The sequence below is a fragment of the Niameybacter sp. genome, assembly GCF_036655075.1.
Taxonomy (GTDB): domain Bacteria; phylum Bacillota; class Clostridia; order Lachnospirales; family Cellulosilyticaceae; genus Holtiella.
This window is the reverse complement of sequence record NZ_JAVVQU010000028.1, coordinates 27,303-43,046: the sequence shown is the minus strand read 5'-3', so window position 1 is coordinate 43,046 and position 15,744 is coordinate 27,303. Positions and strand designations below refer to the sequence as shown.

Annotated in this window: 14 protein-coding genes; 11 read left to right on the top strand and 3 right to left on the bottom strand. The window is 35.9% G+C overall.

Annotated elements, in window-relative coordinates; genetic code table 11:
- Nucleotides 1–442 precede the first annotated feature (442 nt).
- From RRY75_RS09140 to RRY75_RS09130, 3 genes are read left to right on the top strand one after another with little or no spacing between them, the layout of a single operon-like run.
- A complete protein-coding gene (locus tag RRY75_RS09140) occupies nt 443–1,867 on the top strand; it encodes an FUSC family protein (RefSeq protein WP_332527196.1) in 1,425 nt (474 codons plus the stop codon).
- Nucleotides 1,868–1,891: 24 nt separating this feature from the next.
- Entirely contained in the window at nt 1,892–2,344 is a 453-nt protein-coding gene (locus RRY75_RS09135; RefSeq protein WP_332494139.1) for a MarR family winged helix-turn-helix transcriptional regulator, read from the top strand.
- Nucleotides 2,345–2,354: 10 nt separating this feature from the next.
- Nucleotides 2,355–3,182, top strand: coding sequence for an SDR family NAD(P)-dependent oxidoreductase (locus RRY75_RS09130; protein ID WP_332494141.1), 828 nt, complete (start codon nt 2,355–2,357; stop codon nt 3,180–3,182).
- 135 nt (nt 3,183–3,317) lie between these two features.
- Here the strand turns inward: RRY75_RS09130 and RRY75_RS09125 are convergent, their stop codons facing one another.
- Nucleotides 3,318–4,163, bottom strand: a complete 846-nt coding sequence (locus tag RRY75_RS09125; protein ID WP_332527197.1) for an alpha/beta fold hydrolase — start codon at nt 4,161–4,163, stop codon at nt 3,318–3,320.
- A 158-nt stretch (nt 4,164–4,321) separates the two neighbouring features.
- On the opposite strand from RRY75_RS09125, the gene RRY75_RS09120 reads away from it, so the two are divergent.
- Nucleotides 4,322–4,744 (top strand): hypothetical protein, encoded by a 423-nt coding sequence (locus RRY75_RS09120; RefSeq protein WP_332494145.1) that lies wholly within the window; start codon nt 4,322–4,324, stop codon nt 4,742–4,744.
- A gap of 114 nt (nt 4,745–4,858) precedes the next feature.
- On the opposite strand, the gene RRY75_RS09115 is transcribed toward RRY75_RS09120, so the two are convergent.
- On the bottom strand, nt 4,859–5,200 hold the full coding sequence (locus RRY75_RS09115; RefSeq protein ID WP_332494147.1) for an arsenate reductase family protein: 342 nt from the start codon (nt 5,198–5,200) through the stop codon (nt 4,859–4,861).
- 278 nt (nt 5,201–5,478) lie between these two features.
- Here RRY75_RS09115 and RRY75_RS09110 point away from each other — a divergent pair, with 278 nt between their 5' ends.
- The gene (locus RRY75_RS09110) at nt 5,479–8,007 is read left to right on the top strand and encodes a beta-N-acetylglucosaminidase domain-containing protein (protein WP_332494149.1); all 2,529 of its coding nucleotides are present in this window, start codon (nt 5,479–5,481) and stop codon (nt 8,005–8,007) included.
- Between the two features lie 11 nt (nt 8,008–8,018).
- Nucleotides 8,019–10,325 carry an SGNH/GDSL hydrolase family protein gene (locus RRY75_RS09105; protein WP_332527198.1) on the top strand — a complete coding sequence of 769 codons (2,307 nt, stop codon included), beginning with the start codon at nt 8,019–8,021 and terminating at the stop codon, nt 10,323–10,325.
- A gap of 77 nt (nt 10,326–10,402) precedes the next feature.
- On the opposite strand, the gene RRY75_RS09100 is transcribed toward RRY75_RS09105, so the two are convergent.
- The gene (locus tag RRY75_RS09100) at nt 10,403–11,248 is read right to left on the bottom strand and encodes a DegV family protein (protein ID WP_332528545.1); all 846 of its coding nucleotides are present in this window, start codon (nt 11,246–11,248) and stop codon (nt 10,403–10,405) included.
- Between the two features lie 302 nt (nt 11,249–11,550).
- On the opposite strand from RRY75_RS09100, the gene RRY75_RS09095 reads away from it, so the two are divergent.
- The 5 genes from RRY75_RS09095 (at nt 11,551) to yqeB (ending at nt 15,722) form a co-directional block, all read left to right on the top strand.
- Complete coding sequence (locus RRY75_RS09095) at nt 11,551–12,699, top strand: Gfo/Idh/MocA family protein (RefSeq protein WP_332491928.1); 1,149 nt, start codon at nt 11,551–11,553, stop codon at nt 12,697–12,699.
- Between the two features lie 290 nt (nt 12,700–12,989).
- On the top strand, nt 12,990–13,223 hold the full coding sequence (locus tag RRY75_RS09090) for a DUF3343 domain-containing protein (RefSeq protein ID WP_332491930.1): 234 nt from the start codon (nt 12,990–12,992) through the stop codon (nt 13,221–13,223).
- 14 nt (nt 13,224–13,237) lie between these two features.
- A complete protein-coding gene (selD, locus tag RRY75_RS09085; protein ID WP_332491932.1) occupies nt 13,238–14,260 on the top strand; it encodes a selenide, water dikinase SelD in 1,023 nt (340 codons plus the stop codon).
- Between the two features lie 47 nt (nt 14,261–14,307).
- Nucleotides 14,308–14,892: a sulfurtransferase-like selenium metabolism protein YedF gene (gene yedF, locus RRY75_RS09080; protein ID WP_332491934.1), complete on the top strand. Its 585-nt coding sequence runs from the start codon at nt 14,308–14,310 to the stop codon at nt 14,890–14,892.
- A 17-nt stretch (nt 14,893–14,909) separates the two neighbouring features.
- On the top strand, nt 14,910–15,722 hold the full coding sequence (yqeB, locus tag RRY75_RS09075) for a selenium-dependent molybdenum cofactor biosynthesis protein YqeB (protein WP_332491936.1): 813 nt from the start codon (nt 14,910–14,912) through the stop codon (nt 15,720–15,722).
- The last annotated feature ends 22 nt before the right edge of the window (nt 15,723–15,744 follow it).

Sequence of the window (15,744 nt, the reverse complement as noted above, 5' to 3'; positions counted from 1 at the left end):
TAGCTAGAAAGAGTGAATATTACAACTCATGCGACAACATATTTGACAAATTCCGGCTATGAAAGATAGGTGCACAGAAGCCAGATATAATATTAACTTTAGAGGAGACCAGGAAATTGTAAAAGCACTTCTTTGAATAGAATAAAGTGCAAGTAAAAGCGTTTGTAAAAAGTCTTAGTTGAATTTAATTGACATATCAACTAAATTCAACTAAAATAATAGTTGATCTATCAATTAAATAATAGGAGGTGTTTGTATTAATCAGCAAGAAATTATCACAAAAACATTAACCTTCATAGCAAACTCAATATTTATCAATATATTTGCTAAGCTTTTTGGAGCGTCAAATACGATAGTTGCAGTTTCAATTGTTGTTATAGCTTTAACATTAGTTGCTACAGATTTGACAGAGGGAATAATAAGAAAAACTTTTTGGATATCAATGTTTACACTTGTTTTAGGAATAGGAGCGAGTGTAGCTACCATACATCCTATGGTAGGGCTAATAATTAACGTAGCTATTATATTCTGTATTGTTTATCAAGGCATGCATAATTATAAAATGCCTATTTACTTCCCGTTTTTATTAACTTATATATTTATGATCATGTCTGCACCTACAGATTTTAAGGGATTACCTTTAAGGATGGGTTCTATTGTTATTGGATGTCTGTATATAGCGTTAATACAATTAGTTTTCAATAGAAATAGATTGAATAAGACTATACTAGGAACAAGAAAAGCTATGATTGCGAATATAGCAAGGCAAGTAGATAGCCTATTAGAAAATGATTACAAACCTACTTTGAATATTGAAATGGATGCATTAGTAGATACAATGGCTAAAGCAATCTATGATACGAGATTAAAAAGTAAGCATATTACATCTGCAAACAAAGGAAATTTAGAACTTGCAATGGCTAAGCAACAATTAGGAAGAGTATTACATAACTTTTCTGAGAAAGAAGCCCTAACAGAAGAGGAAAAAGAACTTTTAGTGGGTATAAGAGAGATCACGCATCTGTTAGATGAATATTTTTATAGCGATGTAGAGAAAAATAAGACACAACAAAAGATAGATGAAGTGATACAAAAACTGAATGTGAAGATAAGCGATAAAAGGATAAAAGAAGTAGTTCAGACACTCAAGTCATTCCCAGATTATCTGGAAATGATAGAAGATAAGAAAGAGCATGTCTTGAATACACAAAAGTTAACGCTTAAAAATGGTTTAAAAAGAATAGACAGAGATACAGCTACTTTTAAATTTGCTATAAAAATGGCCTTAGCTATTAGTCTGGTAATTTTCTTAGTAGATAGTTTCCAGATAACTTATGGTAGATGGATTGTATTTCCTATGATTGCTATTATACAACCTCATTACGATGGAACAGTTAAGAAAGCCATAGATAGGATAATTGGAACGGTGATAGGTATTGTTCTTTTTACTATCTTATTTAGTATAGTGAAAGATAATTCAGTACGAATGAACTTAGTTATATTACTAGCTTATATTAATTTGTTTATGAAAAAATATCATATTTCAACATCGTTAGTAGCTGTTTCAGCATTAGGTGGTGCAACAATGGGAGGAGCAGGAATAGAAATATTAGCATTTAGGATCTTATTTACTATAATAGGATGTGCTATAGCCCTAATAATTAATCGATATATACTCTATTATACCCTAGAAGACTTTATGAAAGATTTGGCGATGGAGTATACAAAAGATGTAAAGGAACTAAAATTATTAAATCATACTATTCAAGATGAGTATAAAAAGTATAACATTATCTTGAAGGCTAAGCTTATGGAGTATAAAATTAACCAGTATAGAAGACTTAATCAGGATAATATAAGCTTATAAAAAGGTGAACAAGAGGTAAATCTCATGAAAAAGTATGAAACAGAATCGATTAGTAGATATATTAATCAACTCTATAGGCAAGGTATAGCTTTTTTAGGAAAAGAGTATAAAGCATATAATATAGGGGCTGGACAGTATCAATTTTTAGTCTATTTATATATGAAGGATGGGATCACTCATGATGAATTAACTGAAAAAATTGGTGTGGATAAAGCTGCAACGACAAGAGCCATCGTAAAGCTAGAAGAAGCAGGCTATATAAAAAGAGTACAGGATATAAAAGATAAGAGGAAGTACCATATATTTTTAACGGAGTATGCTAAGAATAATAGAGAAGAAATCATTAATACATCAAAGAACTGGGAAAAAGAATTAACTGAAAAACTAACTAAAGAAGAATTAGAACAATTCTATTATCTTTTTAGAAAAGTTACAGATAGCCCATTAGAAGAGTTGTTTGGTGAAGAAAAGATATAGGAGAATAAAAATGGAAAAAAGATATTATGCAGGAAGATTTGACACTAAAGTAATGATTATCACAGGAGCAGCTACAGGGATAGGAAAAGCAACAGCTTTAAGAGCAGCTAAAGAAGGTGCTAAGCTAGTTTTAGTGGATAAAAAGGTAGTAGAAGGCGAAGAAACTTTACAGGCCATATTAAGTGAAGGTGGAGATGCAATCTTCTTAAATTTAGATTTATCTAAAGAAGAAGCTGCTGAAGAGATGCTTAAAGAAACACTTGACAAGTATGGGAAATTAGATATAGCTATTAACAATGCAGGGGTAATGGGTAATCCAAGTCCACTACATGAGTTGCCAAAAGAGAATATGGATTACACTATGGCTAATAATCTATACAGTGTATATTTTTCATGTAAGAGTGAACTAAAAGTATTTATTGCTCAAAATAATGGAGGAGTAATTATTAATAATGCCTCTATAGCTGGGCTTACAGGATTACCAGGAAATCCTGCATACGTAGCCTCTAAACATGCAGTAAACGGATTAACTAAAAATTTAGCTTTAGATTATGCTCGCTTTGGAATTAGAGTAAATTCAGTTAACCCAGCAGGTACAGATACACCAATGGTGGAAGAAGCTATGGAATATGTAAAAGCTAGAAGAGCGCAAGCTATAGCAAATGGAATGAATCCAGCTGATGCAGGTTCTATGGCAGGACAAAAGACTCAAACGATTCAAAAGAGAAATGCAACGGCTGAAGAGCAAGCTGCATCTATATTATTCTTAGCGTCTGACGATTCAACACATATGACAGGTGCTACATTACAAACAGATGGTGGATGGACATCATTCTAAATTCTTTGAGAGTCATATCAAGTTTACCCTAAAAGGGACAGTGCCTTACAAATGTAAGGTACTGTCCCTTTTAAGTTCTGAGCTAACAAAACACCTGATACACCATAATATAAGTCGAGTAACTTAAACCCTATTTTAATAGTATTTCTGTACAATTTCTACGAAAGCATGGGGTTTTTCTTTGATGGACCAGTGCTTACATTTTGGAAATATATAGAGTTTTCCATGGGGTACTTTTCTAAAAGCCTCTTTTATATTTTTCAGAGGTATAAGAGGGTCTTTTTCACCAGCAAAGAAGATAACAGGCATCTTTAGGTTTTTTAATGCATCGCCGTAGTAGGGGAAAGTGCCTGTGTTGATACAAGAGCTTCTTTGAAAATCTTGCATAGATTTGCCTGCCCCACCTCGACTACATGCTTGTAAGACTTCGTCTATGAGTGAGGGGGTAATGTTTTTTTTATTACCTATAAGAGAGTAGCCAATGAAGTGCTTAGCGAGAGTGTTATATTTGGTGAGCCAGCGGTATTGATAGAGTGTACCATTAGTTTTATAGATATACCAATTAGCGAGTTTCTGAAATGGGAATCTAGGAGACAGACCCCATGAAGCTACGGGAAATAAATACTGAACGCTTTTGGGATATTGTAAGGCAAAGCCAATAGCAATAGCTCCTCCCATAGATAGCCCGACTAAGGCAAAGGTATCTAGTCCAAGTCTATCTACTACTTCTTTTAGACAAGAGATGTGCGTAGGATAAAAAGCAGGACCAACAAGATCTTCCGGTTTGTCACTAAGACCATATCCTAGATGGCTAGGGGCATAAATCGTATACTCATCTGAAAAGGTCTCCATAATTTTATGCCAAGAAAGGAGTGCATTGTCGCAACCGGCTCCGTGAAGAAGTATAAGCGTTTTTGGTCCACTGCCCTTGCTATAAATGTGAATGGTACCATAAGAGGTAGAGATATATTGTTCTTTCAAAGTTATTTCCTCCTTTGAGAATAGATGACAGTAAGAATAAGGTAACAAACACATTATACTGCGAGTGGCGTAGCGTAAAATAGGAGTCAAATTACATAGATTAAATTTAAACGGTGAACACTAAATATGTTTAAGCATATTGAGGAGGCAACCAAAAGATGGATAGACAAGGTGAAAAATTTGTATTGGATTATTTATCGATTTATTATTTTTATGAGGAAGCAGACTTTCGTCAGAAGAGGCAAGATGCAGAAAAGATTTTGGAACATATCAAAGAATATAGCCGCTATCAAGAAGGGGATGTGGCTTTTACAATAAGTAAATTTGGTAATATTAGTGAGGGGCATACACTTAAAGAAGTAGAGGTGGTTATTCCAAGTGAAGGTGATGTAGTTTGGGTTAAGGGGGAGAAGCGTCATTTAGACCTCCAGTTCAAAATGGAGACTAAGGCACTTGAAGATCATGTACGTATTGCAACAAGGTTAATTGAAAATGGCGAATCTATTTCTTGCTTGATGTACGTAAATTACAAACAGGATAAAGCCTTTTTAGAGGCACTTGAGAAGCTTAAGGAGAGATGAATTATATCTAGAAGTAACGCACCTTGAATAAAGATACACTCAGCCACCCTATACTCAGATTCCTGCTTATAAAATATAAGACTGAGTGTAAGGTGGCTGAGTGTTGTTGAAAAGTTAGTCCCATTCTTTCCAAACTTCTGGTTTATAGCCTATGGTAGCTTGTTTGCCATTTCTTACAATAGGTGTTTTTAGAAGTTGAGGATATTCTAATACTCTTTTTTCTTTATTGATATGAGAGGCATACTGAATGCGTGATACAGCTTCTTTATCTTTGCAATTTTCATCAATCATGGCAATAATACCACCTACAGCTTGTTTTACACTATTGAGCTCACCTTGGCTTAAGCCTTTTTCTTTCATATCTATAAATTGATATTTTATATTACGTTCCTTAAAGTAGCGTTCTGATTTTTTTGTGTCATTACATTTTTTAGTGCCAAATATTTGTATGTTCATTACGTTTAATCCTTTTTACTTTTCATTATAGCCTAACTGCATAGACTTTAAAACTAAAACGATTTAATGGTCATAGAAATAGACAGAAGGGATAACAATGAATCTGAAAGTATAGAGAATAAAGAGGTCTTGGTGAAATGAAAAATAATTTATATTTTACTATAATTTAAGTATAAAATATATTTTAAATGTAGTAAAATATGTTTAAAGTGTAGTGGAATATATTTTAAATACAGTAAAAAACAGAGAACACTACTAGAAAACAAGGAGTATTAGACATGCTAAATAATTACGAAATCTTTCCGGTTCCACAAGTTGTAACTTATGAACATGAACAAGTAAAAATAAGTGAAAAAATAAACATTGTATTAAAAACGAGTGTAAGAGATGTAACCCTTTCAAAACTCAAACAAGTCTTAAGTGACAAGGAGTTTGAGTACACCATTGGAGAAGAGTTGGTAGAAGGGCAAACTCAACTTTATTTGATTGGGCAAGAAGGACTTGAAGAATATGATAGCATCAATCAAAAAGAAGGTTATCGTTTAAGTATTGGTGGCATGGCGCATTGTAACATGTGTATTGCAGGGGTAGATCAAGAAGGTCTGTATTATGGAGTAGTCACACTTGGAAAAATTTTATCTCAAATTGAAGCGCGCACTGTGCAAAAGCTTGTCATCACAGACTATCCAGAGATTCTTTATAGAGGATACATTGAAGGATTCTATGGCTTCCCTTGGAGTCATGAAGATAGAAAAGATTTAATGGTATTTGGGGGAGAATATAAACTCAATACATATATTTACGCGCCTAAAGATGATCCTTACCATAGAAGTGACTGGAGAGCACTCTATCCAGAAAATGAAGCAAGGCAAATTGCAGAACTTGCAGAAGTGGGGCATCAAAACAACTTGAATTTTGTATGGACCATCCATCCAGGAGATTCTATTGACCTAGACTCAGAAGAAGACTTTATTGCAACCATTCATAAACTTGAACAATTGTATGCACTAGGTGTGCGCCAGTTTGGTGTGTTATTTGATGATATAGGTGGTTATCCAGATGGGGAACAACAAGCACGCTATATTAATCGTGTGGATACAGAATTTATTAAAGCAAAAGGGGATGTACGTCCTTTACTTACAGTAGGTACAAGATATTGTGAAGCATGGGGACCTTCGATGGAAAAATACTTCAAACCTTTTGTAGAAGACTTACATGAGGATGTAGAAATCATGTGGACAGGCTCTGCGACTATGTCTACTGTATCAAAAGAAAAATTCGATGCACCAAAGCGTATGATTCAAAGTGAGAAAAACTTATCTGTATGGTGGAACTACCCTGTTAATGATTACTGTGATGCCAAAATCCTGATGGGCAAAATAGAAACTTTAAGTCCAGATGTAGACAATATCAATGGATTCTTCTCAAATCCTATGAATCAAGCACAAGCTTCAAAACAGGCTTTGTTCTGCATTGCTGACCATAACTGGAACACAGATGCATTTGATAGTGAAGCAAGTTTTGCTGCCTCCTTTAAGGCGATAGCACCAGAAGTAGCCGAGGCACTTCAACGCTTTGCTTCTCACTGCTGTCATGTAGGGGATGAGGGAGATACCTTCTACTTTGATGAGTCATGGACACTTAGAGCGGATATTGAAGCCATAGAAAAGGGCTTAGGAAAGAGAGCTGATTTAGCTACGCCTATTGCCAACTTGATGGTAGCTTTTAAAGAAATCGAAACGGCAGTGGACACAATCGACGCAGAATGTACGCATGTCCAATTGATGAAAGAACTCCGCCCGTTTTTAGATGCTACACGCTTAATGGTACAGGCTGGACAAAATATGATGTATGGAATAACAGCATTCCTTGCCAATGATATTGCTAGTATGGAAGAGAAAAATGAAGTAGCACTGAGACAAGTAGAAGCTATGCAAGACTGTAAGGTACTACGTTTAAAAGATGGCGTAGAAAAAGATTTTACAGTAGAAGTAGGGACACTACTTATCAAGCCATTCCTTGAAAAGACGCTTAAAAAGTGTGCTATTTTAGCAGGGATAGAACAAGAAGAAGAGGTTTTACATTACGATAGAAAAAATATTGCCTTAGCAGGACTGGGTGTGAGTGTAACGTGTTCCAATAAAATCATTAAAGGACAAGAGCCTGAAAAGGTGATTGAGGGCACAATCAAAAGCGGTAAATGGTGTACAGGAGAATTTAGACCTTATCTAACTTTGGATTTAAAAGAAGTAAAGGTCATCAAACAATATCGTATCATTAACTGTGGACATCCAGAAGCGGGAGAATCAGGTGTTTGGAATACAAAGCATTTACAAATCCTTACAAGTATAGATGGAGAAAGCTTCACACTAGTAGATGAAGTTACTAATAATCAAAATGCAACAATCAATAGAATGCTGTTCCATGAAGTATCCGCAAGATATGTGCGCTTGCAGATTATAGAGCCTGGACAAATTAGTATCAATGGTGGTGGACATACAAGGATTTATGCCTTTGAACTCTTTGATGAAGCTTATCCAGAAAGATCAAGAAAAGTATCGCCAGTAGAAATAGATAACCAACAAGACCAAAAACTCGTTATCTCTAATGTAGAAAAAGGGGATGTGATTGCACTTTATACAAGTATTGATGGAAAAGCACCTTATAGACTTTCAGAAGAAGTACAAGAAGATCAAACAACTGTGGTCTTTGAGCACTTTGAAACAGAAGCATTTAAGGGGCGTGTATTTGTAGAGCGAATTGCTAAAAACTATCTTCCAAGTGTAAGAATATCTAAAGGAATATAAGGAGCATGCAGATGAACAGTATTCAAAAAATTGATGAGAGATTTAGCTTTGGTAGTATTACAAAGACAGATTTAAATTGGTTGACATTAGATGAAAAAGCCATTCATATCTATGGCACACCTAATAATGAAAAAGTTCTAACACGTATTGAAAGCGATCGAATCCAAAGCTTCCCAGAAGGTATTCAAATTTTAGGTCTTCACACAAGTGGTGTGAGAATAAGGTTTAAAACGAATACCAAGTATTTTGCATTCAAAGCCATTTTGTCTTCTAAAGATACTATGCCACATATGGCAGATACAGGTATCTCAGGATTTGATGTCTATGTAAGAGTGGTAGGAGAAAAAGAGTATAGGTATCAAAAGACATTCACCCCAGACTTAGGCTATGGTAATCCAGATACAAGACCTGTTGTTGTAGGAGAGTGCTACTTCTGGAGTGATGATAGAGAAAAAGATATCCTTATCCATTTTCCACTCTACAATGGGGTCGAAGATGTGGTTGTAGGGATTGAAGAAGAGGCAACACTCTCTGAACCTACACCTTATACTATAGAAAAACCTATTTTATTTTATGGTTCATCCATTACACAAGGTGGCTGTGCAAGTAGACCAGGTAATAGCTATCCACTCCTCTTATCTAGATGGTTAGATGCAGATATGATTAACTTTGGATTTAGTGGAAATGCAAAGGGAGAGCAGATAGTCGCAGAGTACATTAGTGAAAAAGGCATGAGTGCCTTAGTCATTGATTATGACCACAATGCACCGACCCTTCAAGATTTAGAAGAGACTTATGAACCTTTCTTTAAATACATAAGAAAGGCCCATCCATCTTTGCCAATGGTTATGATAAGTAAACCAGATTTTGATGGGGATGTAGAAGGCCATGGTAAGCGTAGGCAAGTCATTTACAATACCTATATGAAGGCAAAAACAGAAGGGGATGCCAATATTTATTTCATTGACGGCGCAACACTTTTTGGTGAGAGAGGAAGAGGCGAATGTACAGTAGATGGCTGCCATCCTAATGACTTAGGCTTTATGCGCATGGCAGAGACTATTTATCCAGTACTTCGTGAAGCTTTAGACCACCAGCTACTTTATCATGAGACAAATGCTAAGCCTTATACGATTCCCTTTATCAACCTAGATCAAGAGACTAAGATGCAAGTCGTTGTGGACCGTGAAGTAGGACAATATCTAGGACATCCAACCACTGTGCTTTTAGAAGACCAAAAGACGATGTGGACGGTATACCCTAAGGGACATGGTGCAGGTGCCATCATTCTCAAGAAGAGTGAAGATGCAGGTAAGACATGGAGCACGCGACTAGAGACACCAAAGAGTTGGGAAGAGAGCAAAGAAACACCTATCCTCTATGAAATTGAAACACCACAAGGTATTAAAAGGCTTCTCATGGTATCAGGTATTGTATCGGGTACAGGTGGCTTTAGAATATCTTATTCAGATGACCAAGGCATAACTTGGTCTGAGTTTAAAACGTATTATGATCAGATTGGTGTGCAAGGCATTGTTGCTTTTGCCACGCTTGTTCGACTTAAAAAGCCAAATGGAGAATGGGACTATCGTTGGATGGGACTCTTCCATGATCGTGAGTACAAAAATTATAAAGTTATACTTAGTTTTGATGAATCAGGCCAAATGGTTTGTTCTATGCCAGAAGCTTACTTAGGTCAAGATAAGGTAGTTAAGACTTATACAGAGGATGGACTCTTACTAACAACAACCATAAAACCACAAAATTATAGAAGCATTGAGATGTATGCAGGGCTATGTGAGCCTTGTGCATTACGCTCACCTGATGGCAAGCAGCTTGCAGTAATCTTTAGAGGTAATACGAAGGTGACTAGCTCTATGGTTATTTTCTCGGATGATGAAGGTGAGACATGGAGTAAGCCAAAAGAGGTAGCAGGTGCTTTAAGAGGGGAAAGACATCAAGCTAAGTATGACTGTGTGACAGGCAAGCTACTAGTTACCTTTAGATCTTATGGCATAACGGGTAATCCAGATGATAGACATTGGGTAGCTTGGTTAGGTCAATATGAGGACCTTGTTAATGGGACAGAAGGTGACTGTCGTATTTGCCTTAAAAAGAATATAGGGACAGTCTCTTGGAATGGGAATGATGGAGATTGTGGCTATGCTGGCATTGAGCAGATTACAGATATCCATCATGAGGAATATGGTACTTACATACTAACTTCCTATGGACATTGGGATAAAGATGAAGTCAATCAAGAGCCTTATATTCTTACGGTACGTTTTAAATTAGATGAGATCTATGCCTCAATATAGATACTATTTTAGAGTTGGTAATTCGTTAAATCTAGGAAGGTGAAAAGTTTCAATATCCATACACCCCCCCACTTGTTTTAGGCTAATAAATCATGTTTTTTAATCCATTGGATAGCAACACATCCTGGACCACCTTGTGTTGTAAATGCAGGGCCTAGAAGTTTAATTTCAATATTAGCATTTGGGATATAATCGAGGATGACGCTTTTGGCTTCTAAAGCTAAATCCTCTCTCATGGCATGAGTAATATAGAGTTGATAAGCAGAGCTCACGCCATCTTCTAGCATATCAGCACAAATTTTTTGGATAGCTTTTTTGAAGCCTCTACTTGTGGTAAATTTATCGAGAGATTTTCCATCTTCAGAAAGGATTGTTACAGGGACTAACTTAATGAGGCCACCTATTTTTCCAACAAGTGGAGATAATCTACCGCCGCGAACGAGATAATCAAAATCATGAGGAATAAGGTAAGACTTTGTGCGCTGCATAGTTAGGGTATCAATGATTTCTGATGAAGATTTACCAGATTTAGCTAGCGCTAAGGCTAGGTCAATAAGATATTTTTGAGGCCCACAAAGTGTTTTAGAATTGATGACATGAATGCGTTCAGGGTTTTGTACCATTTCTTTTGCCATACAAGCTGAGCTATAAGTCCCTGAGAGACCATCGGCCATAGAAATATTAATGATTTCTGCATCTGGATAGTCGTTATAGACATCTAATACTTCACCAATAGAGGGCTGAGAAGAGGTAGGAATATGCCCTTTGTTGATAATGTCAATGAAGGTTTTAGTGTCGATATCTTCATATTCTTTGTAAGTGGCATGATCAATGGTTACTGCAAGAGAGGAAATATCAATACCAGCTGCTAAGGCTTCTTTTTTTGAGTAAAGTGATGCTGAGTCAGATATAATTTTAATCATAATGTTATCTCCATATAATCTATTTTTATCGTTTAAAACAGTGTACTAATCTAAAGAATGTAGTATCGAAAACTATATAACTTAGATTAATACACTAATAAGATTTTGTCAAATTAATAGAAGAAGAGACACGAGTTATGAAAGAATATAAAGTAATAATTACAAATAAGTTTTTTTGTATAAAATAAAAATGTTTGATAATAAAATTTTAGTAAAATACACAAAAAATCTTTTTAAAATAGATTTAGTATGATACTATCGACTAAAATATATTTAAATTACATATTAAGGGTGGGAATAAAATGAAAAATATTCAATTTGGTGTCATTGGATGTGGAGGAAGACTTAGAGGGCTTGCGGCAACGCTTAATGGATATGAAAGTGTAATGCTTAAGGGTGTGTGGGATCCGAGTCATGCAGATGCAGAACAATTGTTGCAACAATGTACAAAAGATAATCAGGGAATTATCTATAACTCCTATGAGGAGATGTTAAGTGATGAGGAAATTGAATGGGTGATGATTGGATCACCAAATGCTTTTCATGCAGAGCAGATTATTGCTGCTTTTAAAGCTGGGAAACATGTTTTTTCAGAAAAGCCTATTGCTATATCTATAGAGGAGTTATTAGCCATTAAAGAAGCTCATGAAGCATCCCATAAATTATTTGCAACGGGCTTTACATTAAGATATGCAACAATCTACCGAGAAGCTAAAAAAATTCTAGAAAGTAAAGCTTTAGGTGACATTATTTCAGTAAATGGTTCCGAAAATATTTTACCTGATCATGGAAGCTATATTATGAAAAACTGGCGTAGACTGAAGGAACTTTCAGGCCCACATATTTTAGAAAAATGTGTTCATGATATGGATTTATTGAACTGGCTTATTGCCTCAGTACCAACACATATCAGTGCATTTGGTGGCAATAAAATGTTTGTACCAGCCAATAGTCATCTCTATGATCAACATCCAAACTTATTTAATGGATGGGATACAGGTATGGCTGAAGACTATGAACAAGGGTGTGATAATCCTTTCCTATCAGATAAGACCATAGAAGATAACGTCGTAGCCATTATGCGATTTGCAAACAATGTTCAAGTTCAGTTTCAAGCTACAACTTCCAATGCAATTCCAGAAAGACGTCTTTATTTCTCATGTACGGAAGGAACGCTTATTGTAGAACTTTATAGTGGAAAGTTGATTTATAAGAGATTAGGTGATGAGGCAATTACAGAAGTAGATTTAGTAGGTGGAGGTCATGGTGATGGGGACTACTATATTATAAAAGAACTTATGGAGTCTATGGTTGATGGTAAAGCGCCTGTATGTAGTGGGGAAGAGGGTATACGTAGTGCAGTTGTAGCCCTTGGAATCGAGCAAGCAAGACTAGATGGTCAGGTGTTGGATTTGACACCTATATGGAAACAGTTTGGTGTCAATCTGTAAGGTGTACGTATTATCTTTAACAAAAGAAAAGTGAATGAACTTCTATTTAAGAGTAGCTTATACTGAATAAAAACAGACTAAGCCACCTTATACTCAGTTTCCTCTTATGAAATATAGGACTGAGTGTAAGGTGGCTTAGTGTTATGTGGAAAGCGTGTTACGCAAATGAAAGGAGCATAAGTACTAACAGAGGAAAAACTGTATAATTATGAGGATAAGTTTAGTATAATGGTAAAGAGTAAGTAGACATAAGAATGAAATCATTATGAGGCAAAATTGGAGGGATTAGGATGAGGAAGACTTTGAAATTAATTGTAGCATTTCCAACAACGACATATGCCCTAAAGGCAGAATATCTTTGTAAAGAGCAGAAAATTCCGGGAAGGCTTATCCCTATTCCACGTCAAATTTCAGCAGGTTGTGGCTTTGCGTGGTGTACAGATATAGAACATAAAGACTGTATGCATACGGTATTAAGTCAGGCGCAAATCACAACGGATGGTATATATGAAATGCTTTTATAAGAAGGGGTGTAAAGATGGAAGAAGATATTATTTTTTGTAAAAGTGGTGGATGTACGGCGAAGTTAGGGCCGGGATTACTCGGCTCAGTATTATCAAAGCTTCCCTCATTTGACGATCCTAACTTATTAGTAGGATTTGAAAGTCTAGACGATGCAGCAGTCTATCAATTAACAGATGACTTAGCAATTGTCCAAACACTAGATTTCTTTCCACCTATGGTAGAAGATCCCTATGTATTTGGACAAATTGCAGCAGCGAATGCACTAAGTGATATTTATGCTATGGGTGGAGAGGTCAAAACAGCGCTGAACATTGTTTGTTATCCAGAAAATATGAATTTAAATATTTTAGGCAAGATACTTTTAGGCGGTAGTGAAAAAGTAAAAGAAGCTGGAGGGGTCTTATCAGGAGGACATTCTATTGTTGATGAAGGGATCAAATATGGATTATCTGTTACAGGCATTATTCATCCTAAGAAGATCTATAAGAATAATAGTTGTCATATAGGTGATTATCTCATACTCACCAAACCATTAGGGGTAGGCATTGTCTCTACAGCACATCGTGTTGGAGAAGATAAAATGAATGCTATGGCACAAGCTATTCGGTCTATGACTTTGCTTAATAAGTATGGGGCGCAAATCATTAGAAAATATGAGGTACATGCTTGTACAGATGTGACAGGATTTGGATTTTTAGGTCATTTACATGAAATGGTACAGTCTAGCTATTCTTTCTTGATTCATACTAAGAAGCTACCTATTATAGAACATGCATTTGCCTATGCAGAGGAATTTTTCATTACAGCGGCAGGTCAAAGAAATAGAAAGTATTTGCAAGAATATATTCATTTTGAAGAGGTTGGATTTGGAATGGAGGAAATTCTATTTGATCCTCAGACATCTGGAGGGCTATTAGTAAGTTTGAGTAAAGAAGAAGCTATAAAAGCCTGTATAGAACTTAAGCAAAAGGGCCTACATGCAGAAATAGTAGGTGAAGTCATTTCAAGGGAGCACCATGAAATAATAGTGATTTAACATATGATTATATATTTAATAGTCCCTTATATAAAGGAGAGGATAAAATGATACAATATCTTGATGCAAGAGGCAAACAATGTCCTCTTCCATTAATTCTAGCTAAACAAGCTTTAGAAAAGTTGGAAGTAGAAGATTTTTTAGAAGTGAGTGTAGATAATGAAATTGCCATGGAAAACCTAGAGAAAATGGCTGTTCAAAAAGGGTTAGGGTATACTACAGAAGTGGTAGGCTCTACGCATTATAAGGTGACGCTACAACTTTATAATTTTGAAAAAGAAAAAGATAAAGATACTAGAGAGATGGTTGTTGTATTAAGCTCTGATAAAATGGGAGAAGGAGTGGCTGAATTAGGGCAATTATTGCTTAAAGGCTTTATCTATGCCTTAACCCAGATAGATCCTTTGCCAACTCAGATTATTATGTATAATAGTGGCGCTAAGTTGGCTGTAGCCTCATCAGAAGTGGTTCAAGATTTACAGTATTTAGAACAAAGTGGTGTGAAGGTGATGACCTGTGGAACTTGTCTAGACTATTATGGGATTGCAGATCAATTAGAAGTGGGCACAGTGACGAATATGTATGATATTGCTGAGGCATTAGCCCATTCAGGCAAGATTATTAAACCTTAAGAAGAAGGGGAGAAATGATGAATTGGAATGAGATCATAGTAGTTAGAGGTGGTGGCGATATTGCTACTGGCATTATACATAAATTAGTAAGGTCTGGATTTAAGCTTATTGTATTAGAAACGGCTATGCCAACTGCTATTCGTAGAAAAGTATCTTTTTGTGAAGCAGTGTATGATGGAGTGGCTCAAGTAGAGGGGATAAGCTGTGTAAAAGTGGATACATATGAGGAGGCGCTAGAAGTCATCCAAAAGGGAAACGTGCCATTGATGATTGATGTAGCAGGTACATGTATTCAAGAAATTAAACCTCTTGCAGTGATTGATGCCATTATTGCCAAGAAAAATTTAGGAACCAATAGGCAGATGGCGCCTATTACAATAGCGCTAGGACCTGGGTTTGAAGCTGGTGTAGATGTGGATTTTGTCATTGAGACAAGTAGAGGGCATCAACTAGGTAAGATTATTGAAAGGGGTAAAGCAAAGCCTAATACAGGGATACCGGGCCTCATCAATGGATATGGTGAAGAAAGAGTCATTCATGCACCTGTAGAAGGTAGATTACATGGGATAAAAGAAATTAGTGATGTGGTCAAAGAGGGAGAACTGATTGCACAGGTAGATGAACATCCTATTTATGCAACATTAACTGGTGTATTAAGAGGGATGATCAGAGAAGGTTATCAAGTGAAAAAGGGGTTGAAAATTATAGATATTGACCCTAGGGAAAGTGAAAAGAATAATTGCTTTACTATATCGGACAAGGCAAGATGTGTAGCAGGCAGCGTATTAGAGGCCATTTTAATAGGCTATTGGCGTATGAATGGAAGATAGACAAACAAACAAGTAATAAGAA

What these genes read in the sequence shown, in the direction of transcription:
- RRY75_RS09095 (WP_332491928.1), top strand. Translation starts at nt 11,551, where the DNA reads ATGAAAAATATTCAATTTGGTGTCATTGGATGTGGAGGAAGACTTAGA.
- RRY75_RS09135 (WP_332494139.1), top strand. Translation starts at nt 1,892, where the DNA reads ATGAAAAAGTATGAAACAGAATCGATTAGTAGATATATTAATCAACTC.
- yqeB (WP_332491936.1), top strand. Translation starts at nt 14,910, where the DNA reads ATGAATTGGAATGAGATCATAGTAGTTAGAGGTGGTGGCGATATTGCT.
- RRY75_RS09090 (WP_332491930.1), top strand. Translation starts at nt 12,990, where the DNA reads ATGAGGAAGACTTTGAAATTAATTGTAGCATTTCCAACAACGACATAT.
- RRY75_RS09100 (WP_332528545.1), bottom strand. Translation starts at nt 11,248, where the DNA reads ATGATTAAAATTATATCTGACTCAGCATCACTTTACTCAAAAAAAGAA.
- RRY75_RS09120 (WP_332494145.1), top strand. Translation starts at nt 4,322, where the DNA reads ATGGATAGACAAGGTGAAAAATTTGTATTGGATTATTTATCGATTTAT.
- RRY75_RS09105 (WP_332527198.1), top strand. Translation starts at nt 8,019, where the DNA reads ATGAACAGTATTCAAAAAATTGATGAGAGATTTAGCTTTGGTAGTATT.
- selD (WP_332491932.1), top strand. Translation starts at nt 13,238, where the DNA reads ATGGAAGAAGATATTATTTTTTGTAAAAGTGGTGGATGTACGGCGAAG.
- RRY75_RS09140 (WP_332527196.1), top strand. Translation starts at nt 443, where the DNA reads ATGTTTACACTTGTTTTAGGAATAGGAGCGAGTGTAGCTACCATACAT.
- RRY75_RS09130 (WP_332494141.1), top strand. Translation starts at nt 2,355, where the DNA reads ATGGAAAAAAGATATTATGCAGGAAGATTTGACACTAAAGTAATGATT.
- RRY75_RS09110 (WP_332494149.1), top strand. Translation starts at nt 5,479, where the DNA reads ATGCTAAATAATTACGAAATCTTTCCGGTTCCACAAGTTGTAACTTAT.
- yedF (WP_332491934.1), top strand. Translation starts at nt 14,308, where the DNA reads ATGATACAATATCTTGATGCAAGAGGCAAACAATGTCCTCTTCCATTA.
- RRY75_RS09115 (WP_332494147.1), bottom strand. Translation starts at nt 5,200, where the DNA reads ATGAACATACAAATATTTGGCACTAAAAAATGTAATGACACAAAAAAA.